At 68.7% G+C, this 24,332-nt stretch carries 19 protein-coding genes; 11 read left to right on the forward strand and 8 right to left on the reverse strand.

Going from position 1 to position 24,332, the window contains the following annotated elements:
• Positions 1-263: 263 nt before the first annotated feature.
• Both ITP53_RS38110 and ITP53_RS38115 read right to left on the reverse strand, forming a co-directional pair.
• On the reverse strand, positions 264-3,659 hold the full coding sequence (locus ITP53_RS38110) for a phosphodiester glycosidase family protein (RefSeq protein ID WP_328817101.1): 3,396 nt from the start codon (positions 3,657-3,659) through the stop codon (positions 264-266).
• A gap of 294 nt (positions 3,660-3,953) precedes the next feature.
• Complete coding sequence (locus tag ITP53_RS38115) at positions 3,954-4,961, reverse strand: LacI family DNA-binding transcriptional regulator (protein ID WP_195900326.1); 1,008 nt, start codon at positions 4,959-4,961, stop codon at positions 3,954-3,956.
• Between the two features lie 186 nt (positions 4,962-5,147).
• Between ITP53_RS38115 and ITP53_RS38120 the strand changes: the two genes are divergently transcribed.
• The 4 genes from ITP53_RS38120 to ITP53_RS38135 are packed head-to-tail and all read left to right on the forward strand — an operon-like array spanning position 5,148 to position 10,144.
• Entirely contained in the window at positions 5,148-6,434 is a 1,287-nt protein-coding gene (locus tag ITP53_RS38120; RefSeq protein ID WP_195900327.1) for an ABC transporter substrate-binding protein, read from the forward strand.
• A gap of 25 nt (positions 6,435-6,459) precedes the next feature.
• Positions 6,460-7,398, forward strand: coding sequence for a carbohydrate ABC transporter permease (locus tag ITP53_RS38125; RefSeq protein WP_195900328.1), 939 nt, complete (start codon positions 6,460-6,462; stop codon positions 7,396-7,398).
• A 1-nt stretch (position 7,399) separates the two neighbouring features.
• The gene (locus ITP53_RS38130) at positions 7,400-8,257 is read left to right on the forward strand and encodes a carbohydrate ABC transporter permease (protein WP_195900329.1); all 858 of its coding nucleotides are present in this window, start codon (positions 7,400-7,402) and stop codon (positions 8,255-8,257) included.
• Positions 8,258-8,293: 36 nt separating this feature from the next.
• Entirely contained in the window at positions 8,294-10,144 is a 1,851-nt protein-coding gene (locus tag ITP53_RS38135) for a beta-L-arabinofuranosidase domain-containing protein (RefSeq protein ID WP_195900330.1), read from the forward strand.
• Between the two features lies 1 nt (position 10,145).
• On the opposite strand, the gene ITP53_RS38140 is transcribed toward ITP53_RS38135, so the two are convergent.
• Positions 10,146-12,368, reverse strand: coding sequence for an arylsulfatase (locus tag ITP53_RS38140; RefSeq protein WP_195900331.1), 2,223 nt, complete (start codon positions 12,366-12,368; stop codon positions 10,146-10,148).
• Positions 12,365-13,705, reverse strand: coding sequence for an MFS transporter (locus tag ITP53_RS38145; protein WP_195900332.1), 1,341 nt, complete (start codon positions 13,703-13,705; stop codon positions 12,365-12,367). Before ITP53_RS38145 ends, ITP53_RS38140 begins: the two co-directional genes overlap by 4 nt.
• 72 nt (positions 13,706-13,777) lie before the next feature.
• Between ITP53_RS38145 and ITP53_RS38150 the strand changes: the two genes are divergently transcribed.
• The 4 genes from ITP53_RS38150 to ITP53_RS38165 all read left to right on the forward strand — a co-directional run bounded on the left by ITP53_RS38150 (position 13,778) and on the right by ITP53_RS38165 (position 15,924).
• Positions 13,778-14,701, forward strand: a complete 924-nt coding sequence (locus tag ITP53_RS38150; RefSeq protein WP_195900333.1) for a LysR family transcriptional regulator — start codon at positions 13,778-13,780, stop codon at positions 14,699-14,701.
• Between the two features lie 144 nt (positions 14,702-14,845).
• Positions 14,846-15,082, forward strand: coding sequence for a hypothetical protein (locus ITP53_RS38155; RefSeq protein WP_195900334.1), 237 nt, complete (start codon positions 14,846-14,848; stop codon positions 15,080-15,082).
• Entirely contained in the window at positions 15,082-15,399 is a 318-nt protein-coding gene (locus ITP53_RS38160; RefSeq protein WP_207757022.1) for a type II toxin-antitoxin system VapC family toxin, read from the forward strand. The genes ITP53_RS38155 and ITP53_RS38160 overlap by 1 nt, the downstream gene beginning before the upstream one ends.
• A 204-nt stretch (positions 15,400-15,603) precedes the next feature.
• The gene (locus ITP53_RS38165) at positions 15,604-15,924 is read left to right on the forward strand and encodes an antibiotic biosynthesis monooxygenase family protein (RefSeq protein WP_207757023.1); all 321 of its coding nucleotides are present in this window, start codon (positions 15,604-15,606) and stop codon (positions 15,922-15,924) included.
• A gap of 658 nt (positions 15,925-16,582) precedes the next feature.
• Here ITP53_RS38165 and ITP53_RS38170 read toward each other — a convergent pair.
• Positions 16,583-17,065: an ATP-binding protein gene (locus ITP53_RS38170; protein WP_195900335.1), complete on the reverse strand. Its 483-nt coding sequence runs from the start codon at positions 17,063-17,065 to the stop codon at positions 16,583-16,585.
• A 107-nt stretch (positions 17,066-17,172) separates the two neighbouring features.
• Here ITP53_RS38170 and ITP53_RS38175 point away from each other — a divergent pair, with 107 nt between their 5' ends.
• From ITP53_RS38175 to ITP53_RS38185, 3 genes are read left to right on the forward strand one after another with little or no spacing between them, the layout of a single operon-like run.
• Complete coding sequence (locus ITP53_RS38175; protein WP_195900336.1) at positions 17,173-17,322, forward strand: helix-turn-helix domain-containing protein; 150 nt, start codon at positions 17,173-17,175, stop codon at positions 17,320-17,322.
• A gap of 4 nt (positions 17,323-17,326) precedes the next feature.
• Positions 17,327-17,647, forward strand: a complete 321-nt coding sequence (locus ITP53_RS38180; protein ID WP_195900337.1) for a Scr1 family TA system antitoxin-like transcriptional regulator — start codon at positions 17,327-17,329, stop codon at positions 17,645-17,647.
• Complete coding sequence (locus ITP53_RS38185) at positions 17,638-17,874, forward strand: DUF397 domain-containing protein (protein WP_195900338.1); 237 nt, start codon at positions 17,638-17,640, stop codon at positions 17,872-17,874. Before ITP53_RS38180 ends, ITP53_RS38185 begins: the two co-directional genes overlap by 10 nt.
• A gap of 49 nt (positions 17,875-17,923) precedes the next feature.
• Here the strand turns inward: ITP53_RS38185 and ITP53_RS38190 are convergent, their stop codons facing one another.
• From ITP53_RS38190 to ITP53_RS38200, 3 genes are all read right to left on the reverse strand, one after another.
• The gene (locus ITP53_RS38190; protein ID WP_195900339.1) at positions 17,924-19,015 is read right to left on the reverse strand and encodes a cupredoxin domain-containing protein; all 1,092 of its coding nucleotides are present in this window, start codon (positions 19,013-19,015) and stop codon (positions 17,924-17,926) included.
• A 131-nt stretch (positions 19,016-19,146) separates the two neighbouring features.
• The gene (locus tag ITP53_RS38195) at positions 19,147-23,133 is read right to left on the reverse strand and encodes a ThuA domain-containing protein (protein ID WP_195900340.1); all 3,987 of its coding nucleotides are present in this window, start codon (positions 23,131-23,133) and stop codon (positions 19,147-19,149) included.
• 78 nt (positions 23,134-23,211) lie between these two features.
• A complete protein-coding gene (locus ITP53_RS38200) occupies positions 23,212-24,096 on the reverse strand; it encodes a multicopper oxidase domain-containing protein (protein WP_207757024.1) in 885 nt (294 codons plus the stop codon).
• Between the last annotated feature and the right edge of the window lie 236 nt (positions 24,097-24,332).

Genomic DNA, 24,332 nt, shown 5'->3' on the forward strand with positions numbered 1-24,332 from the left:
GGGGTGGGGGGCAGGGCGGCGATCGAGCCGACGGCTACGCCGGCCGTCATGAGGATCGCGAGTACCCGGGGCATTGCACGCATGTCCATGAGGGTAAAGGGGGAGTAATCCGGAAATGATATCCATCTGATTGATGGACTATGAATTCGTCCTTATTGACACTTCCTGTCGACAGCAGGACCGGCCACCTGGCACATCGTGTGCATCCCCCACCTTCACGCCCTTTGTCATCGGGTACGGTCCGGCGGGGGAGGTTCAGCCGGTCATCGTACGATCGTGATCGTCGCCTCCCGGGTGACGCCGCCTACCGTCGCGGAGATCGTCACGGTTCCTGGGCGGCGCGCGGTCAGCGTCCCCGTCGCCGGGTCGAAGACCGCCACATCGCCACCGCGCGCCGATCGGGCATCGCCGACGTGCAGGTCACGGCTGCCCGACCAGGTGACACCGATCGGGTAGGCCACGGGCACCTGCCTGGCGCCCTGAGTGATCGTGGCGCTTACCCGGGCGGACGCGCCGAGGGCGATCTGGGCGGGAGCCGTCACGGCGAGTTCGTCCACGTGCGGGCGGATCTGCGCGGCCAGCCACCGCGGCCCGCCCGCGAACGGGAACAACCTCGCCGCCATCCGCTCCGCCTTGCTGACCGGATCCACCGAGAGCATGCTCCATCCGGTGAAGCCGCCCTCGCCGGGCGCGGTCGACGGCGTCTTCGCGGAGTTGCCGTTGATCAGGTACGGCACGCCGTCCACGCGTGCGGCGCTGAAGGTGCCGACGTGGCCGCCGATGAACGCCGCGCCCTTGCCGGTGCGGTGCTGGAAGTCGCCGAGCCACTGCTCCACCAGGGCGGCCTCCTTACGGTCGGCGAGCTGGCTGAGCGCGCCGGGCGTCGGGTCACGCGGCGGATGGTGCTCGATGACGACGAGGGAGCCGATCCTGTCGTCCTCCTCCGCCTCGTCCAGCGCCGTACGCAGCCGCTCGATCTGGTCGAACCCACCGCCTCTGATCGTCCCGAGTGAGGTGTCGAGGGTGACGAATCGGGTGCCCTTGTGGTCGAAGGTCCGGTTGGTGTCGCCGAAGTGGGCGCGGAAGTTGGCGATGCTCGCGCCCATCACCTCGTGGTTGCCTGGCACGTAGTAGTAGGGCAGGCCGGCGCCGAGCTCCTCGTCGAGGATGCGCTTGGCGAGCTGGAAGTCCGCCTCCGACGCCTCGTCCACGAGGTCGCCCGCGATCACCAGGAAGTCAGGACGGGCCGCCTTGATCTCGCGCAGCGTCCGCCGGGCACCCGTCACCAGCGCCGAGTCCGGATCGCGGGCGACGAACTGCGCGTCTGACATGACGGCGAACCGCCAGTCGTCCCGGCCCGGCTGGGCAGAGACGAGCCGGTCGCGTACCTGGGCCGCGGGAGGCTGCTCGATCGATGGGGCCACCTGCGCGTACAGCTCGTCGATCAGCACGTCCGATGCGTACTGCCGGTCGGCCTTGATCTCGATCGCGTAGAACCGGTTGACCGTGACCGGCTGCGCCAGCCCCGTCGGCACCGGGAACTCGATGTCCTGCCAGCCGTTCCACGTGATGTACGGCCCGTAGACCGAGGTCGCCTTGCCGGTGGCGTCGATGACCTGGATCGCCGTCCACTCACCCTGTCCACGACCATAGACCGACAGGCCGAACGCACGGGTCTGACCGGGCAGGCCGAGCCGCTGCGGCGAGGTGGCGTACGCCGTACGCGTCGCGGTGGACCCGGTGAAGTCGTAGGCCAGCTTCAGCCCGCCCCCGCTGACGCCCTCGGCGGCGGGGGTCACCGTGGCGCTGCCCCGTGCCGAGCCCGCCGTCCACTGCGCGGCGTTGTCGAAATCGGCGAGGATTCGCTTCTCCACGCCCACGGTCACCGCCACGGTCGCGGTCAGATCGCCGATCTCGACGGTCACCAGGGCCGCACCCGACGGCTTCTTCGAGGCGACCGTGAAGCCGCCGGTGGCGTCGGGGGAGATGTCGAGCAGTGTGGTGTCGTACGACAGCGTGACGTCGCGCGGCTCGACCGGCGCGGAGTCGCCGTGCTCGTCGTAGCCCACGACGCCGAAGACGGCGCTGCCCGAGGCGTCGGCGATGTTGATCGACGGCTGCGTGGCCTCCAGCCGGGCTACCGGGCCGAGCACCTCCAGCTTGGTGCTGCCGCGCACCGACCTGGAGGAGGCGGTCACCGTCGCCGTGCCGGGCAGCTTGGCGCGGAAGACGCCGTCGTCGACGCCGCCGTGCGTGGCGCTCCAGCGAATGTCACGGGACGAGCCCGCCGGCCCGTACGTCTCGTCGTGGCCGGTGGCGGCGACGGTCCTGGTGAGACCGAGGAACACCCGGTCGGGACGCCCGCCGGGCACCGGCCCCATCCCGGGGGCGAGCGACGGGTCGATCGCCGGGCGCACCCACAGGCCGCGTAGTCGTCCGCTGCCCTCCTTCCCGTAGACCGCCAGGCCGTTGGGAACGAGCCGCTCGACACCGTCGTTCGGCTCGTTGGCGATCCGCACCTCGTCAGAGCCCGGAGTGCGCGTGACCATCGTGGCCGAGCCGCCACCGTCGATCTCCAGTCCCACGTTGGCGCCGAGTTCGACCAGCCGGTCGGCCATCTCCTTCAGGGTCGCGCCACGGCTGTTGATCGTACGGTTGCCGTCCACGGTCACCATGAACATCTTCTCGCCGTCCGCGCTGAAGCCGACGGCCATGCGAGCCGCGAGGGTGCTGTCGTTGACGCCCTGCGCCACGCCGTCCTTGACCAGAACGGTGTGACCGCCGATGGCGGTGACCAACTCGGCGTCCACGGAAGGCTTGACGCGGTAGGAGATCTCGACGGGGTCGCCGGCCGTGAGCCGCGCGAGCCGCGCCGCCGCCGCGTCCCTGCCGACCAGCACGGTCGCTCCTTCCGGGATGTCGCCCTCGCCCGCGCCCGCGGTGACCCGCTCCACCGTGCCGTCGGCCACCAGCACTTCGGTGACCTGCGCCACGCCCTGGACAGGACGGGTACGGGTGTAGGAGCCCCAGCGCGAGTCGTACGCACCGATGCCACCGGCGGGCAGGTCCACGGCGTTGAGCCGGGCCAGCGGCACCTGCTCCCCACCGGCCAGAGTGACGGTGCCCTCGAAGAGGACGTCCATGATGCGCCCGATGCCGGAGGAGTCGAAGGTGACGGCCCGGTCGAAGCCTCCGGAGGGCGACTTGACGATCTTGCCGTCCTGGATGCCGACGCCGTCCGGCGCGCTGGAGTTGTTGATGTCGAAGAAGTCGCCGTTGACGGCCGCGACCGCACCCGCCTTGCCGGCCATCTCGCTGATCCTGCCGGTCGCCGCGACCTCGCCGGTGTCCAGATAGCCGATCTTGTTGCCCTTGGTGAGGTCGATCGTGAGGGCGTCGGACCGCTGCCAGCCGCGGGGATCGAGGGTGTCGACCGAGTCGAGCACCATGCCGTCGGCCACCGGCCGGTCCGTCCGGTAGGTCTCGATGGGCCCGCCGGCGACGGCCGTACCTGCGTCGAACAGCGGGGTCGCCGCCGGGAGGTACGAGGATGCGAGCCGCGCCTGGCTTGCGGTCTCGGCTACCGGGTCAGGGGGTGCCGCGTCCGCCTGCGCGGGGATGCCGATGAGGGATACCACGGCTGCCGCGAGCAGGAGCACGGCGCGTCCCCGGAGCCGGTATGGGGGAACGTTCGTCAGGGGTAAATTCACACTGGAAATTCAAATGGCTCGAAACCACCGCAAGCCACCCGTGAGTGGTGAACGTGAGACGAACGAGATCGCGATCAGCTCGTTCCAGACGGCGCCAGTTCGCTTTCCAGGAGGCGCTCGGCATTCCCCAGCTCCGGCTTCGCATCCCTGAGCCGGACGAATCCGACGGCTCGCCGATCGTCGAGCGGCTCGATGATGAACCGGCATCGCCTGCGCCTGGAGGTGGCCGCGACGGCATACGCGTCAGAAGAGTTCGGTGGAGCGGCGTTTCACCAGGGTGCTGGAGACCAGGCGGGGGCCGCCGGGCAGGACCTGGCCGTCGATGGCGGCGACCAGGAGCTCCGCCGCCAGCTGGCCGAGATCGGACAGGTTGAGGTCCACCGTGCTCAGCGGGGGACGGGCGGACTCGGCCATGACGTCCCAGTTGTCCATCCCCACCACGCCGACCTCCTCCGGCACCCGGCGGCCGAGCTCCCTGAGCCCGTCGACCAGCCCCCTGGCGATCTGGTCCGACGCGCAGAAGACGCCGTCGAACTCCTGCTCGCCCCGGGTGAGCCGGACCGCGGCCTCCCGGCCCCACGCCTCGCTCCACTCGCCGAACATGGGCTCGGTCACCAGCGAGATCCCCTCGGCCTTCAGCGCGTCCTCGACGCCGAGCAGGCGGCGCCGCACCGCGGCGTGCCTGGGCGGCCCGGTCACGTGGGCGACGCGCCGCCGCCCGGTCTCGATCAGGTGCCGCACCGCCGTCGCGGCGCCCTCGCGATCGTCGTGCAGGACGGATACGTCCTCCGGGTCCTCGGACTGCACCAGGGTGTAGACCACCGGGATCGGCAGTTGGTCGCCGAGCGACGGGCGTAGGTCGCTGTTGCGCCCGGTCACGATGATGCCGTCCACGCGCCGGTTGAGCAGGCTGCGGATGTAGTGCTGCTCGCGGATGGGGTCGCCGCGGCTCTCGCACAGGAGCATCGCCATCTGGCCGGGACCGAGCACGTCCTCGGCCCCGGCCAGCAGCGGGATCGTGAACCTGCCGATGCTGTCGGTGGTGAGCACGCCGACCAGATAGGTGCGTTCCTCGCCGGCCGGCCGGCCGGGGATGAAGCCCAGCTCGCGAGCCGCGGACAGGACACGCTCGCGTGTCGCAGGCGCGAGCTGGCCGCGTCCGTTGAGCGCCTTGGAGACGGTGCCAGGCGAGACGCCGGCCCGCCGGGCGATGTCGGCCGTGGTCACCGTCTTCTTACGTCCGCGTGGCAACTCGGCGGCCCCTCTCCCTCACGTGCCGACTGGCATCCTAGCGTTCGGAAACATTTCCGCATTCCACGGAAACAGATCTGTCGATCGGGGGTTGACGATGGTGAACCCGCTGCCTATGGTACGGCAAAACGTTTCCTTGAATTTCCGCGCATGTGGCCGGAGCCCGTGCGAAGTAAGGAGTGGGTCATGGCCTACTGGAAGCGCCCGTGGCCGGCGCTGGCGGTGCTGCCGGCGGTATCGCTGCTGGTGGCGTGCGGCTCCGAGGCCGGCCAGACCGGATCGGGGTCGGCCCCGGACAGCGGCGCCCAGCTCACCATGTGGGTACGCAACACCGCCGGCGACCCCGCGAAGAAGCTCGTCGATCTCTACAACAAGACCCACCAGAACAAGATCAAGCTCACGGTCATCCCGAGCGAGGCGTTCCAGCAGAAGGTGGGAGCCGCCGCCGGCGCCAAGTCGCTGCCCGACCTCCTCGGCGCCGACGTGGTCTACTCTCCCAACTACGTCAAACAGGGCATTTATCAGGACATCACGGAGGCCGCCAACAGCCTGCCTTTCAAGGAGAGCCTCTCCCAGGCGCACCAGCAGGTCGCGACCAGGGACGGCAAGGTCTACGGGCTGCCGCTGCTGGTCGACTCCTCACTGATGATCTACAACAAGGACCTGTTCGCCCAGGCCGGACTCGACCCCGAGAAGCCGCCGACCGACTTCACCGGCATCTACGAAGCCGCCAAGGCCATCCGCGGCCTCGGCGGCAAGACCTACGGCTTCTACTTCCCCGGCAACTGCCCCGGCTGCCTGGCCTACACGCTGATGCCGGCCGCGGTCGCCGCGAAGACCCCGCCGCTGAGCCAGGACGGGACCCGCGCCCAGGTCGACAGCCCGGCCATCAAGGCGGCCGCCGATCTCTACCGGAAGCTGTACGCCGAGGGCATCGTCCCCTCGGCCGCCAAGACCGACGACGGCACGACCTGGACCACGGCCTTCAACGCCGGCCAGATCGGGATGCTCCCTGTCGGCACGTTCGACTTCCCCGACCTCGCCAAGACGGCGAAGTTCAAGTGGGGCGTGGCCCCCTTCACCGCACCCGACGGCAGCGCCACCGCCACCTTCGTGGGCGGCGACGTGATCGGCGTCTCGCGCGACTCCGAGCACCACCCGCAGGCGGTCGACTTCCTGAAGTGGTCACTCACCGACCAGCCGCAGCTCGAGGTGTGGGCCAAGAACAACAACCTGACTCCGCGCTTCGACCTGGCCAGCAACCAGTACACCGCGAAGGACCCGGCCAGGGTCACCGCGATCGAGGGGCTGCGCGACGGCTACACCCCGGCGACCCTCCCGTACGGCGAGATCTTCAACAACGCCAACGGGCCCTGGCTGGCCGGCCTGCGCGGCCACATCTTCAACGGCGACGCCACGGCGCTGACCAAGGCCCAGCAGACCATCCAGCAGACCATCGACGACGCCCAGTAGAGATCGAAGACGAAGGGAGGTCCACATGGCGGGCACGACGATCGCGAGGGCACCGGCCCCGGTCGAGCGGCCGGCTCGGACCCGGCCACACCGCCAGAGCACGCGGCGTTCCGGCGCGGGCGCGCTGTTCGTGGCGCCGCTCGCGGTCATCGTCGCGGTGATCTTCCTGGTGCCGCTCGGCGTCCTGGTCTTCATGTCCTTCCAGGACTGGCCGCTGCTCGGCGGGCCCGAGCCGAACGGCCTGGAGAACTACGCGGACATCGCCTCGAACGACCTGTTCCTCGGGTCGATCACGTTCACGCTCATCTACACCGCGATCACCACCATCGTGATCTTCGGGGTCTCCTTCATCCTGGTCGCGGTCTCCGCCTCGACCCGCCGGGGCGCCAGGTTCTACCGGACGGCGTTCTTCCTCCCGTACGTCGTCGGCACCGCCGCGGCGGCGCTGATCTGGTACGCCTCGGTCAACGACCAGAACGGCATCGCCAACGAGGTGCTGCGGGCCATCGGACTGACCGACGGGCCGTGGGGCTTCCTGAGCACGCCGGGCAAGGCGCTGTTCACGACGCTGACCCTGGTCGTCTGGAAGTTCATCGGCTTCCAGGTGCTGGTGCTGCTCGTCGGCCTGCAGTCCATCCCGGCCGCCCTGTACGAGGCCGCCCGCGTCGACGGCGCCTCCGCCTGGCAGCGGCTGTGGCACATCACCTTCCCGCTGCTGCGCCCGACGCTCGCGCTGCTGCTGATCATGTCCATCACCGGGTCGCTGCTGGCCTTCGACCAGTTCCTGGTGCTGACCAAGGGCGGGCCTGACAACAGCACCATCACGGTGATGTTCGCGGTCTACAACACGGCGTTCCAGAAGTTCGACCTGGGCAAGGCCGCCGCGCTGTCGGTGGTGTTGCTCCTCACCCTGGTGATACTCAACGCCGTGCAGTTCAGATTCCTGCGGCAGAAGGACAGCTGAGATGACCGCACGCCCGTTCCGGTTCCGGGCCGCCGTGTCCGGGACCACGTACCATCTGTTCAGCGGCGTCCTCGCGGCGATCTTCCTGTTGCCGCTCATCTGGGTGGCGCTCAACTCCGTCAAGTCGCCGGAGGAGGCCAACCAGCAGCCGCCCACCTGGTTCCCGCGCAGCCTCTCCCTCGACAGCTTCCGCGAGCTGGCCACCTACGGTGAGGGCATCGGCGTCTACCTGACCAACAGCCTCGTGCTGTGCCTGCTGGTGGTGGCGGGCAGCACGATCGTCTGCGTGCTGGCCGGGTACGGCTTCGCCCGCTTCGAGTTCCGTGGCAAGAAGCTGCTGTTCGGCGCGACGCTGCTGATCCTCATGGTGCCGTACGCGACGATCCTGCTGCCGCTGTACATCGTGCTCGGCTGGCTCCAGCTGACCGACACCGTCTTCGGGCTCTCCCTCGTCCTGATCATGTTCCAGCTGCCGTTCGGCGTCTTCCTGATGCGCAACAGCTTCGAGTCGATCCCGCGCGAGCTGGAGGAGGCCGCGCTCGTGGACGGATGCGGGAACACGCAGGCGCTCAGGCACATCTCGCTGCGCCTGGTGGCCCCGGGTGTCGTGACCGTCGCCCTGTTCTCGTTCATCGCGTCGTGGAACGAGTTCCTCGCCCCGCTGATCTTCCTCAACGACGGCGCCCAGTACACCCTGCCGGTCATGCTGGTCAGCCTGCAGTCCGGCGCGTACGGGGTGGTCGACTACGGCGCCCTGCAGGCCGGCGTGGTGCTGGCGGTCGGGCCCGTCCTCATCGTTTACCTGCTCCTCCAGCGCTACTACGTCGCCGGACTGATCAACGGCGCACTGCGCGGCTGACCCATGACTACGCGAATGACTACGCGAAGGACCTCTATGACCAACGGCAACCCGCACCAGCGCGAGCTCCCGCTCGGGGCCATCCGCCCACGGGGATGGCTGCGCGACCAGCTCCAGCTCCAGGCCGACGGGCAGACCGGCCGGCTGGAGGAGATCTGGCCCGACGTCGGCCCGGACAGCGCCTGGCTCGGTGGTGACGGCGAGTCCTGGGAGCGGGGGCCGTACTATCTCGACGGGCTGGTGCCGCTGGCGTACACGCTCGGCGCGGCGGAGCTGCAGGCCAAGGCGCAGAAGTGGATCGAGTCCATGTTGGGCGGCCAGCGGGCCGACGGGCAGTTCGGGCCCGCCCACGACCTGGACTGGTGGCCGCGCATGGTGGCGCTCAAGGTCCTCACCCAGTACGCCGACGCCACCGGCGACGAGCGCGTGCCCCCGTTCCTGCGCCGCTACTTCGAACACCAGCGCGCGGCGCTGCCGGACCGGCCGCTGAGCAGCTGGGGGCAGGCGCGCGGCGCCGACAACGTCCTGTCCATCATGTGGCTGTACGACCGCACCGGCGAGGACTGGCTGCTCGACCTGGCGCGGCTGATCCTGCGGCAGACGCACGACTGGGCGACCTTCCTGACCGAGCGGCTGCCCGCCGGGGTCACGCCGGAGTTCTCCCACCTCACCCACGGGCCGAACGTGGCGATGGGGCTGAAGAACCCGGCCGCGGCGTACCTGGTCGACGGGGACCCGGGGCACGCCGGCACGTTCGCCCGCATGTGGGACCACCTCGACGAGCTGCACGGGCAGGTCCACGGGGTGTTCTCCGGCGACGAGTGGCTCGGCGGCCGCGACCCGCACCACGGGGTCGAGACGTGCCAGGTGGTCGAGCTGATGTTCACCCTGGAGCAGCTGGCCAGGATCTTCGGCGACGGCCGCCACGGCGACCTGCTGGAGCAGGTCGCGTTCAACCTGCTGGCCGCGAGCAACGATCCGCGGATGCTGGCCCACCAGTACCACCAGCAGGCCAACCAGGTGCTCGTCTCGTTCGGGCAGCGCGACTGGAGCTTCAGCGGGCCCGACGCGAACGTCTTCGGCCACGAGCCGCACTTCGGCTGCTGCACGGCCAACCTGCACCAGGGCTGGCCCAAGCTCGTCCGGTCGCTGTGGATGCGGGCCGGCGAGGACGTGTTCAACGCGGTCGCGTACGCGCCGTGCCAGGTCGACGCGGGGCCGGCGCGGCTCGACGTGGTGACCGACTACCCGTTCGACGAGACCGTGCGGATCGAGGTGTCGGCGCCCGAGCCGGCCGAGTTCGCCGTCGGGCTGCGCATTCCCGCCTGGTGCGAGGCGGCCACGCTGGTCGTGGCGGGCGAGGACGTCGCGGTCGTGCCGGATGAGCGCGGCTACGTCACCGTACGGCGGGTCTGGCGGGACGGCGACGTGATCGAGCTGACGCTGCCGATGCGGCTGCGCACCGTGCCGAGGGATCGGGGGGCGATCGGGTTCCGGTTCGGCCCGCTGGTCATGGCGCACGGCGTGCCGGAGATCTGGCGTTCCGTACCCGGGCATCGGGGGCTCGCGGAGTGGGAGATCACCCCGCGGACCGCGTGGAACTTCGGCGCGTGGCTGGAGGATCCCGACGGCGTCGACTCCTGGCGGGTGGAACGCCGGCCCGTGTCCCCGGTCCCGTTCGCCGCCGACGCGGCGCCGCTGGTGATCCACGGCAAGGGCGCGATGATACGGGACTGGCGGCTCGTGAACGACTCCGCGGGCCTGGTGCCGGACAGCCCGGCGAGCACCGGCATGCCGGTGCTGCCGATGCCGCTGCTGCCGTACGGGTCGGCCCGCCTGAGGGTCGCAGAACTGCCCACGGTCAAGGTCGCCGGCGCGCACATGTGACTCAGTCGAAGGATTCGTGCACGCCTTCCGGGATGGCGTCGTCGAGCTCGATGAGCACCCGGTCGATCGTGCCGGTGAAGGGGAAGCCGCGCGGGTAGTCCCAGCTCACCGGTGACAGGGCGTCGCGGCCCAGCACCAGACCCTGCCAGCCGATCAGGTAGCGCGCGGTGGTGAGCGGCAGCTTCCCGCCGGTGGGGCGGCCGTCGACGGCCAGCGTGGCGATGCCCTGGCAGGGCCCGGTCCTGGTGAAGATCATCGACAGTACGCGGTCGCCGGGCGGCACGGGGCCCTCACCGCTCACGCGGTACCTGGTGCCCTGGTGGTTGTACTCGTAGTGGAGCCGGCCGCCGGCGACGTACAGGACGTGGCCGCCGTTCACGTCGCCCTGCGAGATCAGCACGCCTTCGTCGCCGTCGCCCAGCCGCACGTGGGCGTCGACGCGGTACGACCGGTCGTAGATCAGCGGGGCGACCCCGCCGGGGATGCGGCTCATCTCCGGGAAGAGCACGAAGCTCCGCCGCCGCCTGGGCGAGGCCGCGCTGTGGTACTTCGCGGCCCGCTCGGCGAAGTTGCGGTCGTCCAGCGGGAAGACGTCGTACCTGTCGGCCTCGGACCACCAGCGGCCGATCAGCTCGTGCAGCACGTCGGGGCGCTCGGCCGCCAGGTCGTGGCACTCGGAGAAGTCGTCGTCCAGGTGGTACAGCTCCCACCGGTCGTCGTCGTAGGAGGTGCCGCGCTCGTGGTAGGCCACGGCCTTCCAGCCCTCGTGCCAGATCGCGCGGTGCCCGTACATCTCGAAGTACTGGGTGGCGCGGCGGGTCGGCGCCTTGGCGTGGGCGAAGGTGTAGCGCATGGACGTGCCGTGCACGGGCAGTTGCGCGAGCCCCCGGTAGGTGGCCGGCATCTCGGTCCCGACGATGTCCAGGATCGTCGGCGTCACGTCGATCACGTGGTGGAACTGCGCCCGTACGCCGCTGCCGGCGATCTGCCTCGGCCAGTTGACGATGAGCGGGGCGCGCACTCCGCCCGCGTGGGTGTTCTGCTTGTACCTCTTGAGCGGCGTGTTGCCCGCCTGCGCCCAGCCCCATGGGTAGTTGCCGTGGCAGCGGGGGCCGCCGATCTCGTCGAGCCTGGCGTAGTTGTCGGCGTGGGAGACCACGTCGCCGTTCTCGTACGCGATCGAGTTGGTGTTGCCGAGCGCGCCGCCCTCCTGGCTGGCGCCGTTGTCCGACAGCAGCACGATCAGCGTGTCCTGCCTGGTGCCGATGCGTTCCAGGTGGGCCAGCAGCCTGGCGAGGTGGGCGTCGGTGTGCTCCAGCATCGCGGCGAACGACTCCTGCAGCCGCGCGGCTACCTCGCGCTCCTCGCCGCTGAGCTCGGCCCAGGGTCGTACGCCGTCGTTGCGGGGCGCCAGCGCGGTGCCCGGCGGGGTGATCCCGAGGTCGAGCTGCCTGGCGTGGCGGCGCTGCCTGATCACGTCCCAGCCCTCGTCGTAACGGCCTCGGTAGCGCCGCAGGTACTCCTCGGGCGCCTGGTGCGGCGCGTGCCCCGCGCCCAGGGCCAGGTAGAGGAGGTACGGCTTGCCCGGCCCCACCGACTTGTGGTCCGAGATGTAGGCGATGGCCCGGTCGACGAGGTCCTCGGTCAGGTGGTAGCCCTCTTCCGGCGTCTTCGGCGGCTCCGCCCGGTGGTTGTCCTGGACCAGCTCGGGATGGAACTGGTCGCTGATGCCCTCGAGGAAGCCGTAGTAGCGGTCGAAGCCCCGGCCCAGCGGCCACTGGTCGTAGGGGCCGATCGCGCTGGTCTGGTCCATCGGGGCCACGTGCCACTTGCCGAGCGCGTAGGTGTTGTAGCCGGTGTCGCGCAGCACCTCGGCGATCGTGGCCGCGCGGTGGGTGATGGCGCCGCGCTTGCCGGGGAAGCCGCTGTCGGCGTTGGACAGCAGCGACATGCCGACGGCGTGGTGGTTGCGGCCGGTGAGCAGCGAGGCGCGGGTGGGGGAGCACAGCGGCGTGACGTGGAAGTTGGTGTAGCGCAGCCCGTTCGCGGCCAGGCCGTCGATCGCGGGCGTGGCGATCTCGGAGCCGTAGCAGCCGAGGCTGCCGAACCCGACGTCGTCGAGGACGACGACGATCACGTCCGGTGCGCCCTCGCGTGGCCTGGGCGGCTGCGGCCACCAGGGTGTGGAGTCCTGGTAGGTACGCCCCACGTGTCCGGTCGTCATGCGTACACCCTTTCCTCGAGCTGGCGGAGCGTCAGGCCGCGGGTCTCGGGAGCCAGCAGGAACGTCACCACCACGTTCACCACCGCGAGACCCGAGATCACCAGGAAGGCCACCGCGCCGAGCGCGTCGAACATGCTCGGCAGCGCCAGCGTCCCCACCACGCTGCCCGTCTTGCCGACCATGTTGACGATGCCGACCGCGCGGCCGCGCACCACGGCAGGGAACAGTTCGGGCGCCCAGGAGTAGAACGCCAGCGAGGTGCCGCCGTTGATCACCGCGATCGTGACGGCGAAGGCCACCAGGACCAGCCACGAGGTGCCGAACCCGGCCCAGATGAGGAACGTGCACACCGCGGCGATCGCGGTGCCGGCGATCGCGATGAACCGGCGGCCGATCGACTCGATCACCCACATGCAGACGACGAGGCCCAGGATCACCGCCAGCGCCGTCGTGGACGCGGTGAACAGCAGCGACGTGAACGTGCTCGGCGTGACGATGCGGCTGATCAGGCTGGGCTGGTAGAGCAGGATGGCCGAGCCGTACAGGTTGTTGAATCCCCAGTACACGCACAGCATGACCATCATGATCGCCAGCGGCCGGCGGAACAGCGTCCGCAGCGGGGCCGGCTGCCCGGCGCCGGCTACGGACGTTCCCGCGTCGGGCGGGCTGTCGCCTGACGTGGCGTAACGCCAGGCCGCCAGCGCCTCCTCGTGGCGGCCATGGGCACGCAGCCAGTACGGCGACTCGGGCGTACGCCGGCGCAGGAACAGCAGCACCACCGCCGCGAGCGCCCCGGTGGCCAGCACCCATCGCCAGTGCTCCACGCCCACGGCGGTGAAGATCAGCAGCGTGGCCGCGATGGCGGTCAGCGCGCCCAGCATCCAGGCCACCCCGCCGAGCCCGGTGAACGTCCCGCGCCTCCTGGACGGGATGAACTCCGCGATCAGGGCGGCCGAGGCAGGCATGTCCGCGCCGATCGCGAAGCCGACGAAGAACCGCAGCGCGATGAGTTGCCACACGTCGTTGACGAGCAGGAACCCCAGCGAGGCCAGGACGAAGACGGCCATCGACGCGAAGAAGACCGGGCGGCGGCCGAAACGGTCGGTGAGCGGCCCGGTCAGCAGCGAGCCGAGGGCCATGCCGATGAACGCGGACGCGCCGACCAGGCCCAGAATGCCGGGATCCGGGGAGAGTTCGGGGACGATGCCGAGCAGGGCGCCGGACAGGACCAGCAGGTCGTAGCCGTCCACGTAGTAGCCGCCGATGGCGGTCAGCGCGATCCTGCGCTGACCTCTGGTCATCCGTCCCGCGTCGAATTCGACGGTCTCGCTCGTCATGCGGGCGAATCTATTCGGGACAGAACCATCCGTCTATTGCCATAGTGCGACTTAACACCATACGTTTTCCGAATGGACCTGCAGGTCAGCTGGCTGGCCACCTTCGTCGCGGTCGTGGACCACGGCTCATTCACCGCCGCGGGGCGCGCCCTGGGCCGCTCGCAGCCCCGGGTGAGCGCGCACGTCGCCGCCCTGGAGCGGGCGCTCGGGGGCACGCTGCTCACCCGTACCAGCAAGGAGGTCACGCTCACCGCGGCCGGTGCGAGGTTCCTGCCCAAGGCCAGGGCCGCGCTGGCGGAGATCCAGGCGGGCGCGGACGAGGTGCGTACGCTGCGTACCAAGCTCAAGGGGCACGTCACGGTCGGCGGCTACCCGGGGCTGAGCGCCGTGCTGCTGGCGCCGCTGATGCAGCAGTTCCGCCGGCTGCATCCCGGGGTCACGGTCGTGCTGCGCGAGGGCGACCCGCTGCAACTGGAGGAGGCCATCGCGCACGGCGAGATGGACATCGCCCTGCGTACATCGGACGTGCCGCAGGTGCACCACAACGTCCCCTCGGCCCACCTGTTCCACGAGAAGATCGTGCTGGTGGTCCCCAAGCGCCACCCCCTGGCCACCGCCTCGCCGGTGGACCTCGAGCTGCTCGCCGACGAGACCGTCATGGTGACCGGGGATCCCTACGGCGGCTGGGCCGACTACCGCGACCGGCTCGACTGCATCGGCGCCGACCCCGCCGAGATCATCGTGATCGCGCAGCCCACCACCATCTCGGCCCTGGTGGCGGCCGGGCTGGGGGTGGCGATCATGGGGGCGTTCGCCGCGCAGGTGGCGGTGTCAGGGGAGAAGGTGGTGACGCGGCCGCTCCCGGCGCCGCTGTGGCAACGGGAGATCCGCCTCTACCGTAAGGCGGGCCGCGTCTCCACCAAGCCGGTGGACGCCTTCGTCGACCTCCTCCACCAGCAGGCCCCGTCCCTGACCCCCCACACCGTGGCCTGGTAGGCCCTACCTGATCATTGTGCGTGGCCGCTCCAAGGCCGTTGTCATCAACCGCGTAGCAAGATCAAATTCGATGTACGGCCGCGCCCGCACCTGTCCAAGGCCGTAGCAAGATCAAATTCGACGTCACCCCGTACACTCAGGGGTATGAGTGCGCTGCATGAAGAGTACGACGACCTTCATCGCCTGGTCGATCGCCTGACACCGACCCAGGCACGCGCCTTGCGCGCCGTCGCACTTGAGTTGGTGCACGAACAACCGGAACATGCCACCGGGCAAGGCGGGCGACGACGGACACTCTCCTTCGCCGGCATCATCGCCGACGAAGCCGACAGCGCTCAGCGGTCAGAAGACATCCTCCGAGATCACTTCCGGCAGAGCTGATGCTGATCTGCGACACCGGCCCTCTCTACGCCGTACTCAACCGCAAAGACCAGGACCACGAGCGCTGTGTCGCTCTGCTCGAAGCACATCCCGGTCCACTCGTCGTTCCTGGTCCTGTGCTTACCGAGGTCTGCTGGCTTCTCGAATCCCGAGTCGGTCCAGATGCCGAGGTCCAGTTCCTTCGTTCTATTGTCGATGGCGAACTGGCACTCGAACCGCTGATGCTCGACGATGTCGCTCGAATGGCCGAGCTCGTCAGGACCTACTCCAACTTCCCTCTCGGTGCTGCCGACGCTTCCGTAATCGCCGTAGCTTGACGCCCGCGAAGTCGCCACCCTTGACCACAGGCACTTCCATGCCGTCAAGCCGAAGCACGTAACCGCCCTCAGCTTGCTTCCCTGAACAAACCACCCGCTAGTCTCTCCGCAAGGGGCCGGGCTCACGCGCTGCCGTGCTTGCGATGGCCTTCAAGCGCGGCCTGAGCCAAGGCCGGCCCATGCCGGCAGGCAAGGAAGAGTCAGGTGCAGCGCATGATCGCGCGGATATGGCGAGGATGGGCCTCGACGATGACAGCCGACGACTACCGGCACCACTACGAATCCGAGGTCGCCGAGCATCTCCAGCAGGTTGCCGGTTTCTGCGGTGCCCGTCTGCTACGTCGCCAGGACAGCGAAGAAGTGATGTTCACCTCGATCACGTTCTTCTCCAGCATGGACGACGTACACGCATTCGCCGGCAAGGACCCCGAGCAAGCCGTCGTCGAAGAAACAGCCCGCCGCGCTCTGACACGGTGGGACGAACGCGTCACTCACCACGAGGTGACGGCCGATCTCCAGGGGTGACAACGACGTCGGCGGTATCCCCGATCGCCAACCGCGCCGTTGGCCTCGCCCGCAGGTTTGAGACCGTGCGACTGCGGCGGAAGGTCGCGGTAGTCAAGGTCGAGCCGTTCCAGACGTAGGCGACTGGGATCAGGTGTGCCCCGTGACCGTCGCTCCCGGTGGCCAGCCACATTTGGAATCCGCTGCTCAGACGGTCAAGGGTGTCGGCTCGTCGCTGTGGGAGGTCACGTGCTGGCTGCAGGGTTGCTGAGGACATGGCTACTCCTTCATGAAGGCTCACATCCTGAAGACGAACGGGCGAGGGACAGATTCGACGCTGCCCATGAAAATGTGCGGTGCCGGGCTGGTCCTGCCCTCCGATGGGAGTAGCACGCGCCCTCTTTGCCTAGAGAAGGCAGGTGCCGCAGATCGGCATCAGCTCTGCCGGAAGTGATCTCGGAGGAGGTCTTCTGACCGCTGAGCGCTGTCGGCTTCGTCGGCGATGATGCCGGCGAAGGAGAGCGTCCGGGTGGCGTCCCGCCTTGCCCGGTGGCCTGTTCCGGTTGCTCGTGCACCATGTCGGGCAGGACCCGGACCGTCCTGAGTAGGTGCCCTACGGGATCGTGAGGGCCTTCGTGTTCACCCTGATCCTGACCGGGTGCGAGATGACCGTGCACCGTCATGCTTCTGGCCAGGCGACGAGTTGGAACCAGACGGCCTTGCCGGTGGGCGTGAGCGTCCAGCCCCAGTTGTGTGCGAGGTGCTGGACGATGGGGAGCCCCCGCCCTTTGGTGGCCGTCGTGACCATCGGCCCGGCGCTGGGAACGCCCGCGCAGGAATCGCGCACCTCCACGGTCAAGAGATGATCGTCTCTGATGACCGCGACGTGTATGGGCGCCTGCGCGGAGGAATGGACGAGGGCGTTCGTCGCGAGCTCGGAAACCAGGAGCTCGGCTGTTTCGGAAACCGTTTCCCCGGCTTTCCAGTCACCGGTCAAATCGCGGACGAAGCGGCGAACGGACGAAACGCATTCTCGGTCGGGAGGCATCCACCGCTCTCCCAGGATGGCGGGCGAGGGCGTTCGGGTTTGCTTCTGTACGGCGAGCGCCGCGTGCGCCTTGACGGCCGCCGCGAAAAGTCCGGTGCGGGTTTCGGATTCCATGTTCCCATGCTGTCGCCGTACGACTACCTTGAGTAATCGAATGGCTGCGAGACGTGAACTTTGAAGTTCGCGCCCGCGACATTGAACTCAGGGCGAGGGAGGGCAAGATGGCTGACTTCTATGCGCCTGCGGCGATCTGGGGAAGAGAGCTGCGGCACTACCGGAAAGCCGCCGGGCTGACGCAGGGGCAACTCTCCGAAAAGATCCACTACAGCGAACGATCCTCCCGCCCCGACGTTGCGCTGCGTCATCGATGAGGCCGTGCTCTACCGGCCGATCGGCACATCGGATTTGATGAGAGAGCAACTCCATCGGTTGCTGGATGCGGTAAGTCTGAGGTTGACCATTCAGGTCCTCCCGCACGGGCTGCATTCCGGGTTGATGGGCGGGTTCATGATCGCGATGCTGGAGGGCGGGGTTGACGTGCTCTACGCGGAGACCGCGGTGCGAGGCATCACGACGAGCGATCGCGACGACGTGTCAGCGGGTATAGAACGCTTTGAGGCCATTCGCACCGAGGCGTTGCCCCTGAACATGTCTCTTGGCGTTATCGAGAAAGCGATGGAGGAAAAATGGACCTGAGTCAGGCGCGGTGGCGGAAGTCGAGCTTCTCCGGCGACAACGGCGGAAACTGCGTGGAGGTCGCCGAACTCGAGAATGCACACGATGGGCCTGCTCACAAGGCCGGTGAGGCCAAGCTGATCGCCATGCGCGACTCCAAGGATCCCGACGGTCCCAAGCTGTTCTTCACCTACGCCGAGTGGGACGCGTTCCTCAAGGGCGTGAAGGCGAACGAGTTCGACCGCTGAAGCGGGCGGCCTCCGTCCGTGGATGAAGGCCGCCCGCCGGTTGGTGGACTCACTTGTCCTTGCAGTTGCCCTTGCCGGGCTTCGGGCATTCCGCGTCCGACGCGGCCTTGACCAGCCTGAACGTGGCCGTGCCGACAGCGGAGGTGTTTCCTGCCTTGTCGGTGGCCCGGTAGGTCACGGTGTGCGTGCCTGGCTGGGCGACCGTGAGCGGCTGCGCGTACACGGCGAACGGCTGGCCGTCGAGGGAGTACTCGACCTTGTCGACCCCCGATTCTGTGTCGTTCGCCGAGATCGTCGCCTTCGCGGAGCCCACGTAGTTCCAGGCCCAGTCCTGGTTGCCGGTGAACGCCACCGACACCTGCGGCGGGGTGGTGTCCTCTCCCTGGGGAGCGACCACGGTGAACGTCAGCGAGCCCGCCTCCGAGGCGTTCCCGGCCTTGTCGGTGGCCCGGTACCGCACGGTGTGCGCGCCGACCTGGTTGACCGACACCGGTGCCGAGTACGCCGTGAAGGCCCCGTTGTCCAGGGAGTACTCCACCGTGTCGACCCCGGACTCGGTGTCGTCCGCCGAGACGGTGACCGTGGCGGAGCCCACGTAGTTGCCGTCCTCGTCCTGGTCGCCCGCCACCTGCGCCGACACCTGCGGCGGCGTGGTGTCCGTACCGCCGCCGTCGGTGACCACCAGCTCGCCGACCATCTGGCCGTGGCCGGGAATCGCGCAGAAGAAGCGGTACTTCCCGGGGGTGAGGTTCACCTGCGCCTCGTGCCGGCCGCCGGTGCCGTCGATGGGGCTGGCGATGATGTTGACGGTGACGTCGTGGTTGTAGCCGGGGGTGGAGACGTCGAAGGTCAGTGTGTGGGTCATGAAGCTGGTGTTGCCGGTCGCCGTGCTGTTCTCGAAGACGATGGTGGCGGGACCGGCCGTCGCCGTGTCCGGCGTCGACTTGTAGGCGGTCATGCTGTCGTCGGCGGTCCAGGTGAGCACCTGGTCGGCCGACGACGTGGTCTGCGCCGCGCGGGGCTGCGCGGCGGCCTGGACCGACGTGAGGAAGAGCGCGGGAAGGCCCAGGCTCAACAGCACCACGGCCAGACCGGGCGCCGTGGCGGCGGCTTTGAGCGTCCTCCGTAAGCTACCGATCATGAGGGAGGGAAGGGATCTGACGTGCATGTATCGTTGCACCTCTCACAGTCTGCACGCGTGCCGGCGGGCGGCGCGCTCCGCCCACCTGGATGGGGTGCCGGGCGGGGAATGCTCCCCGCCCGGCACCGGACCTAGAGTTCGCGCACCCGGATGTTGCGGAAGTCGATCAGGTCGTTGTTGCTGTGGTTCTGCAACCCGACGAACCCGCTGATGAACTGGCGCAGATCCGTGGGCGGGTCGCCGGCGCGGGACGACGACTTACCCGGTGTGTTGTCGAACTCGTTGATCACCTTGCCGTTGCGGATGATCGTGTAGTGCTGCCCGGTAACCCGGACCTCGTAGTCGTTCCACGTGCCCTTCGGGGTGACCCCGGCCTTGTCCAGGCCGTTGGTCGCGAAGTTGTAGACCGAGCCGGTCTTCTGCGGCTCGCCCGTGTCACCGTCGTAGATCTGGATCTCCTGACCACAGAAGATCGCGACCCACGCGGGGGACGTACGCGCCGATCCGACCGTTCCGCAACTTCCGGCGGGACGTTGCTCCAGCGGCGTCCTCGGGTCGGGGAACCGGGTGAAGACTCCGCTGTTGGCGCGATGTCCTTCAGGCGCGACGTCACGGAACTGCAGCCTCAGGGAGAAGTCGGCGTACGCCTTCTTGGAGTACCACAGCATTCCGAGACCGCCGGACGCCCGGATCGTGCCGTCCTGCTGGAGCGTGAACTGCCCGGACGGAGCCTGGGACCAGTCCTGGAGGGACTCCGCGGTCCCGTCGAAGATGGTCTCGTATCCGTTCGTCTTGCCGATCTCGGACTGGGCACCCGCCTTCTTGAGCGCGGTCGCCTCGCCGTTGTCGATGACGCCGTCCTTGCGAGCCTGGTTCACCACGTCGTTGAGGTGGCTCACGAACTCGCCGTGGTTCTTCCAGTCACGCTCGTCGTCGATCAGGTCGTTCATCGTGCAACCGCCGCCGGCCGCGCGGTTGGCCACGCCGGTGTCGGCGTCGAGCAGCCGGACCGTCGGCCGGGCGTCGGGGGCGGGGCAGCCGACCTCGACGTCGATGGTGCCGGTGGCCACCTCACCGTTGGCGTACGTGACCTTCAGCGTCGCCTTGTACGTGCCGAAGTTCGCGTACGTGTGCGTCGGGCCGGCCTCCTTCGACGGCTTGCTGCCGTCGCCGAAGTTCCACTCCCACGACACGCCGCCGGCCTTCGTGCTGGAGAACGCCACCGTCTTGGGCGTGCTCTGCCGGACGGGACGCACCACGGCGTCGCTCGGGTCCGGCGTCGCGGGACCACCCTTGTAGGTGACGCGGACCAGCTTCTGGTTGGGGTGGAGGCTGAAGAAGCCGCCGGCGTAGTCCAGCATGTAGAGCGCGCCGTCAGGACCGAACTTGGCGTCCATCCAGGACTGGAGCTGGGTGCCGGCGTTACCGGGCTGGATGATGGCGCGCAGGTCCTCACCGAAGGCCGGCTGGCCCGCGTCGGGGACGGTCTTCGGGTCGACGGTCACGGTGACGCGGTTGTTGGCGTTGGACTGGTCGCCGATGAACCACTTGTTCTCCCAGTACGCCGGCCACGCGACACCGCTGCCGGTGTCGACCTCGGACCGGTGATAGGTCGGCCCCGACATGACCGCCTGACCGCCGCCCTTGAGGTAGGGCACGGTGAAGGTCTCGTCGCCCTGCTTGTACGTGGGCAGACCGCTACCGTCGTCCCGCTTCGGGTAGACCGGGCCGCCGCCCTGGGGCGAGTACCAGATCATGTTGGCCCGCGCCGGTGGGATGTCGACGAGGCCCGTGTTACGCGGTGAGGTGTTCTTCAGGTTGTCGCAGTCGTACCAGTCGGCCGGCTGCGTGGCGTCGTCGTTGCTGCGGTCACGGTAGGGCTGCTTGTTGCCCATGCAGTACGGCCAGCCCTGGTTGCCGGCGGAGGTGAGGATCGTCGCGGTCTCGTACTTCGCCGGGCCCCAGGTCTCGCTCGGGCCGCCGGCGTCCGGGCCGACCCATCCGGCCGTCAGCCAGTCGTTCTCGTGGTCCCAGGCGATCCGCGCGATGTTGCGGACACCCATCACCCAGATCTCCGGCCGGGTCTTGCCGCCTCCTTCCTCCTTGCCGGTGAACAGGTTGCCCTTGGGGATCGTGTAGGTGCCGTCGGGCTCCGGGTGGATACGGATGATCTTGCCGTTGAGGTCGTTGGTGTTGCCGGCGGTACGGCGGGCGTCCTGGAACGAGGTGCCCTTGTACTCCTGGGTCCAGTTGTTGCCGGAGTAACCGCCCGAGCCGCCGGAGGAGTTGCTGTCACCGGAGCCGATGTAGAGGTTGCCGTCCTCGTCGAACGCCATCGCTCCACCCGCGTGGCAGCAGCTGTGGATCTGGGTGTCCCAGTGCAGCAGGTCCTTGCGGGTGCTCTGGTCGATCGTCAGGTTCGCGGAGTCGTAGGTGAACCGGGAGACCGTGCGCTGGCCGATCCGCTTGTCCCTGTCGATCGACTCGTGCGGCATCCAGTAGACGTAGATCCAGCCGTTCTGCGCGAACTTGGGGTCGAGCGTGATGCCGACCAGGCCCTCCTCGTTCTTGACCAGCTCGTCGCCGCTGCCGCGGTTGCCCATGACGGGGAGCGTGGTCAGGAGCTTGACCTGCTTGGTCTTCGGGTCCCACTGGTGGATGGTGCCGCAGCCGAGGCCGACCTTGGGGTCGTTCCAGTCGGCGATCGGGCCGGTGGGGCAGGCCGCCTTGCCGATGTAGAACACCTTGCCGTCCGGTGCGATGGTCAGGCCGTGCGGCTCGCCGATCTGGTCGAGCTGTCCTTGCTTGTTCTGCGCGGTCAGCCGCTCGGTGACGTAGTTCGACGCGATGGTCGCCTGGCAGTCGCCGCGGACCAGACCGGTCGCCCACTGGATGGCGCCGCCGAGGTGGCTCTGGAACTGCGCGTCGCCGGCGTAGCTCGCCTTGGTGCCGCCCATGCCTGTGTAGAACGACCTGCCGCCGTCGTAGTCGCGGCACCAGGAGACCGGGTGGAACGAGCCGTTGCCGTTCAGGCCCGGGTCATAGGTCTCCTCCTCGACCTGCGCCACCGTGTGCACCTTGCCCAGCGGGCTGGGGGTCCAGTTCATCCACGTGTCGGTGCGCTTCATGGTCAGGGGCAGCCCCTTGTTCGCCGGGTGCCCGCGGTCGACGAGGTCGACGACGGCCTCCTGCGGCTGGCTCTCCGGGGGAGGCCCGGCGGTGGGCCCGAACAGCCGCACCTCGGCGAGCTGGATGAGCGGCTCACCGCTGTTGGCGGTGATGTTGAGCCGGTAGTACTGGTACGCCGTGGTGTTGTCGAACGTGAATTCCTTGGTCTGGAACCGCTGGGGGAAGCTCTCCCCGGTCCGCTTGTCCAGATCGGTCCAGTTCGTACCGTTCTGTGAGCCCTGCAGGGTCCAGTCCTTCGGGTCACGGCCGGGGAAGTCGTTGGCCGACGTCAACGCGTAGTGGGCGATCGCGACCGGCTTTTCGATCTTCAGCTGGACCCACCCGGTCGGCGTCCGGGTCAACCACTTGGTGTTGTTGTTCCCGTCGAACAAGTTGCCCTTGATCTCGTTCGGCGGGTTCTCCCCGCTCGCCGAGCTCTCCGTCACCTTCTCGGGGTTGGGGAGGCTGCCGGCGGGGCGGGTGCCGATCAGCTCGGTGAACCAGGCCGAGTCCGTCTGGGCCCGCGCGGCATCGTGGACTCCGACGAATCCGCCGCCGTTCCTGACGTACGCCTGGAAGGCGGCCAGCTGGCCGGCGTCCAGGTCCGCGCCCTTGGCGGACAGGAACACCACGCCGCGATAGCGCGCCAGGTTGGTGGTGGTGAAGACGGCCGGATCCTCCGACTCGTCGACGGAGAAGCGGTTCTTCTCGCCCAGTTTCTTGATCGCCGCCGTGGCCTGCTCGACCGGGTCGTCCTGCTCGTCGGCCGGACCGTGGAAGACGAGTACGTTGACGGAGTCCTTCGCAGGCGGCTTCGGGGCGGCCGCCTGGGCTTGTGCCGGTACGGCGGCCGGCGTCGCCAGCCCGAGCACCAGGACGGCGCTCGACATCGTGATCAGTACGCGGCGCCAGACGGGTGGTCGGGGCGGTAAGAGGGCTTTTCGGCCCATCGTTCGCTCCTTCGGGTTGAGAGTGATTCGGGACCGGTAGAGCTGAGGGTTCTGCCGCGGCCGGGGCCTGGGGCCGCGTCAGTGATGCGTGTCCATCGAGTGACCCGAGTGGTCACCGCCTGGCGGATTCGGGACGTTCCCATCCGCGTCGGTCACCATGAAGATCCCGGCCATCCCCATGTCGGAGTGCATCTGGACGTGGCAGTGGTACATCCACGCTCCCGCGCCGACGCGCTCGCCGGCGATCACCTGGAAGCCGAACGACTCGGCCGGGCCGGTGATCTTGGTGTCGATGATCCTGCTCTGGTCCTGCGGGTGTTCCAGCAGACCGGTACGGTTGTCGGCCCAGCGGTGCCCGTGGATGTGGAACGTGTGGTAGAGGTCGCCGTGCGTGATCACGATCCACTCCACCCGCTCACCGAGCTTCGCGACGAACTCGGGCGCCTCGTGAGCCGGGCGGTTGTTGATCGTCATGTCGCTGAAGACGACGGTGAACTGCTTGTCCGGTACGACATCGCCCTTGCGGCGGATCACCAGCGGCCCGTAGAGCCCCTGCCGGATGCCGATCGTGCCGTGATCGGTCCCCACGACGTGGTCGTGGTAGTGCCAGTAGCCCGCGCTGCCTGGCTCGATGCTGCCGCCGGGGCGCCGACCGGGGGCGTGGGTGCGCCAGGTGTAGGTACGCCGGGCGCCGGGCTCCACCACGCTGTTGTTCAGTCGCGTGCCGTCGCTGGCCGTGTCGTAGTCCACCCCGTGCACGTGCAGGCTGGCCGTCACGTTCAGGTTGTTGACCATCTCGATCTCGAGGGTGTCGCCCTCGACCATCTCGATGAGCGGGCCGGGGATCGTGGCCTTGCCGGGCTCCAGGCCGTAGCCCGTTTGGCCGTCCGGCATCTGCTCGGCGTAGAGGGTGATGCGGCGGACGTTGCCCTTGCCCGGTTTGTCCGCGGGCTTGTCAGCCAACGCCTCGGTCTGACTTGATACGACTAATGGTGAGAACGCGGCAACCGCCGCGGACTTGGTGAAGGCACGCCGGGAGAACAGGCTTTTCGCCATGCCTCTGCCTACCTCGGTCATGGTTCCCCAATCGGTGACGGCGCCCCACTTGCGTGAGGGCGAGGGTGTGGCTGCTTGGGATGCCGACATCGAGCCGGCGGTAGCCGGCTATCAGGTATTGATCGCCTCGACGGGGTTCGGGG

Source organism: Nonomuraea cypriaca, assembly GCF_015645445.1.
GTDB classification, from domain to species: domain Bacteria; phylum Actinomycetota; class Actinomycetes; order Streptosporangiales; family Streptosporangiaceae; genus Nonomuraea; species Nonomuraea cypriaca.

Bases quoted from the DNA above. Each gene is read 5' to 3' on its own strand.
- ITP53_RS38185 (WP_195900338.1), top strand. From the start codon at position 17,638: ATGGACCTGAGTCAGGCGCGGTGGCGGAAGTCGAGCTTCTCCGGCGAC.
- ITP53_RS38120 (WP_195900327.1), top strand. From the start codon at position 5,148: ATGGCCTACTGGAAGCGCCCGTGGCCGGCGCTGGCGGTGCTGCCGGCG.
- ITP53_RS38190 (WP_195900339.1), bottom strand. From the start codon at position 19,015: ATGATCGGTAGCTTACGGAGGACGCTCAAAGCCGCCGCCACGGCGCCC.
- ITP53_RS38160 (WP_207757022.1), top strand. From the start codon at position 15,082: ATGCTGATCTGCGACACCGGCCCTCTCTACGCCGTACTCAACCGCAAA.
- ITP53_RS38155 (WP_195900334.1), top strand. From the start codon at position 14,846: ATGAGTGCGCTGCATGAAGAGTACGACGACCTTCATCGCCTGGTCGAT.
- ITP53_RS38140 (WP_195900331.1), bottom strand. From the start codon at position 12,368: ATGACGACCGGACACGTGGGGCGTACCTACCAGGACTCCACACCCTGG.
- ITP53_RS38130 (WP_195900329.1), top strand. From the start codon at position 7,400: ATGACCGCACGCCCGTTCCGGTTCCGGGCCGCCGTGTCCGGGACCACG.
- ITP53_RS38175 (WP_195900336.1), top strand. From the start codon at position 17,173: ATGGCTGACTTCTATGCGCCTGCGGCGATCTGGGGAAGAGAGCTGCGG.
- ITP53_RS38195 (WP_195900340.1), bottom strand. From the start codon at position 23,133: ATGGGCCGAAAAGCCCTCTTACCGCCCCGACCACCCGTCTGGCGCCGC.
- ITP53_RS38145 (WP_195900332.1), bottom strand. From the start codon at position 13,705: ATGACGAGCGAGACCGTCGAATTCGACGCGGGACGGATGACCAGAGGT.
- ITP53_RS38170 (WP_195900335.1), bottom strand. From the start codon at position 17,065: ATGGAATCCGAAACCCGCACCGGACTTTTCGCGGCGGCCGTCAAGGCG.
- ITP53_RS38125 (WP_195900328.1), top strand. From the start codon at position 6,460: ATGGCGGGCACGACGATCGCGAGGGCACCGGCCCCGGTCGAGCGGCCG.
- ITP53_RS38135 (WP_195900330.1), top strand. From the start codon at position 8,294: ATGACCAACGGCAACCCGCACCAGCGCGAGCTCCCGCTCGGGGCCATC.
- ITP53_RS38150 (WP_195900333.1), top strand. From the start codon at position 13,778: ATGGACCTGCAGGTCAGCTGGCTGGCCACCTTCGTCGCGGTCGTGGAC.